This is a genomic window from Flavobacterium sp., from assembly GCF_029242675.1.
Lineage (GTDB): Bacteria > Bacteroidota > Bacteroidia > Flavobacteriales > Flavobacteriaceae > Flavobacterium.
Genome location: NZ_JAQWTM010000232.1, coordinates 1 through 2,459, shown reverse-complemented (window position 1 = coordinate 2,459; position 2,459 = coordinate 1). Strand labels below are relative to the sequence as shown.

General features: G+C 38.4%; 2 protein-coding genes. Both read right to left on the bottom strand.

Annotation, left to right across the window (positions count from 1 at the left end; genetic code table 11):
• On the bottom strand, positions 1 to 2,038 hold a 2,038-nt coding region (locus P8M54_RS08615; RefSeq protein WP_300287251.1), incomplete at its 3' end, for a BamA/TamA family outer membrane protein.
• A 17-nt stretch (positions 2,039 to 2,055) separates the two neighbouring features.
• Positions 2,056 to 2,459: translocation/assembly module TamB domain-containing protein (locus P8M54_RS08610; protein ID WP_300287248.1), on the bottom strand; the 404-nt coding region annotated here is incomplete at its 5' end.

The window sequence follows — 2,459 nt, the reverse complement described above, 5'->3', positions numbered from 1 at the left end:
TATTACCAGCATCTAAAAATACAGCGCCTTTAACCAGACCGTAAATTTGTCCGCGGTATTCCGTATTGAATTCCAGCTTAAAATCACCGGACTGATCCGCTAGGAATCCTCCGCTATTGGTAGCTGAGCCGTTAAAGGTTCCGGGACCAATAGATCGGGCTCTAAACGCTCGAATACTATTCGTTCCTCCATTAAAAAACTGCTTGATAAAAGGCATTTCAGTTGAATTACCATACGCTAATCCTGCGCCTACAATCACTCTACTAGCTAATTGTGATTCTTTACTTAGTTTGAGGTAATGACGCAGCTCACTTTCGACTTTAACAAATTGACTAAAAGGGACATTAAAGATTTCTTTGGTTTTGCCGGCATTCGTATTAGCGCCCGTCACTAATCCAGTTACATTGCCTGATAAATCCAAGCTTCCTTTGTAGTAGAAAGTATGTTTTTTACGGTTCAACATCGTATTTGTAAAAGTGTAGGAGTAGGTAGGACCAAAAATCAATTGTTTTTCAATTACTTTCCCTAATGAAGCATTAGCATCAATTTGTTCTTGGTACAATGCCGTCACATTTTGCGGACTGGCATAGGTGATTTCAGTTAGGTTCAATAAATGTTCCTTGCGCTCGTTCTCTTTCCATAAATAACCAAAGGATCCTTTAAAGGTTTGTAAGGAGTAGAGCTTGGTTCGGTTTTGGTATTCGTAGCCTAAAGTAGCTTTGGTCTTAGGAACAAAACCACTAGCTGATTGAAATTTAAAAGGAGCAATGATGCGCGGCCAAATCATGTTAGCTTCGGTACCAAAACGATAAACATTAAAACCATTATTTTGCCCTGAAACTTGTACCTCTACACCTCCAAAAGCAGATATAGTTAGCTGTTCCGCACCTTTTAATAAATTGCGATTGCCCCAGTTCAGATTCAATTCGGTTCCGGTATAATTGGCTGAGTTGGTTTTAGCTAATAATTCCAATCGGATGGACTTTTTAGGTAATGGTGTAAGATAGTAGTAAGCATCTAGATAATTACCCGTGGTGTCCGCTACCTTAAAGGAGTTTTTTACAAATTTAAAAGTTCCCAAGTTGACGAGGCGATTTAAAGATAAATTATGATCAGTGCGGTTGTATAAATCGCCTTTTGTAAAGTAGAGTGTACGGTCAAAAATTCGCGGTTTAAAAAGATTATCAGGATCGATAATCGTAAAATCTTTGTATTGAACAATGCTATCACTTGTGGTAGTCAGTTGGTCTGAATTGATGGCGTAATTAGGATAGACAATCACTTTGTTGATCTTGTATTGCTCTTCTGCCAACTTAGGTGTTTCATCTTTTATTTTGACGATTAAATCAACTTTGTGGTCAGCAACGGTGCTATCAACCTGTACTTTGATGTAATCGGCATTAAAATAATAGAATCCCTTTTCTTTGAGTCGGGCATCGATGCGTTCGCGCTCTGCTTTTATAGCGTCAAGGCTGTAACCTTCATCTATCTTTAGTAAGCTACGTTTTTCAGATTCGAGAATGGTAGTTGCAAGTAGGGAGCTATCTTGCGGAAATTGTACGGATCGAATCGTGTACTGCTGCTTGGGAATCACGGTATAGGTCGCATAAGCTGTTTTACCGCGTCGAGTAGAATCAGCAGTGGCTTTGGTATTAAAATAGCCATTGTTTTGGCTGTAATTCTCTAGTACTTTTTTAGTGTATTCTAAATCGACTTTGCTATATAAAACAGGCGGTTCACCGACTTTGTTTTTCAACCAATAGCGAAATCCTTTTTCTTTTTTTGGCGTTCCAGCCAAATTATAAAAAAACAATTTGGGTCTGATTCCTAAAAAGGAGCTATTTGGCTTGGGACGCGTCAATTCTTCTAATGCCGCTTGAATTGCTTTTCGTTCACTTTTAGTAGTAGCAACGCCTTCTACTTTAACTTTAGCTCCGGTGTATAGGAGTTCGCCTTCGGGCAAATTTTTGGTACCACCACAACCGTAAAAAAATAGTGTAGCAAGTATTAAATAGGGAATAGGGGTTGTGATTTTCATATTATTGATCGATCTCCTTATTTCTTTTTTGATTTTGATTCTTCTTTATCAGTTTTACTTTTTTGAAACAGTTCTTTGAATTTATTGTAATCCAATGTTAAAATAAAAGCAACTCCCGTTTCGATTACTTGTCCTTGCAAAGCCACTTGGTATTTATTCAAGCGGTAGGCTTTTAATTTATAACGGCCGTCCTGCGATAATTGATATTCTACAGCTACATCTCCGGCAATAGTATTGGTAGTTTCATTCGCTTGTTGTGGTCCTTCAAGCCCAAAACTGCTTCCCACAGTAACCTTTAAGCGGTCATTCAAAAGCTTTTTAGAAACCCCCACACTGAGGTCGGTTTTATTTTCTACTTGTCCCGTAGTGTAATCTTGAGCAGTATTTAAGTCAAAGTTCAATTCGACGCCACTAATCAAGT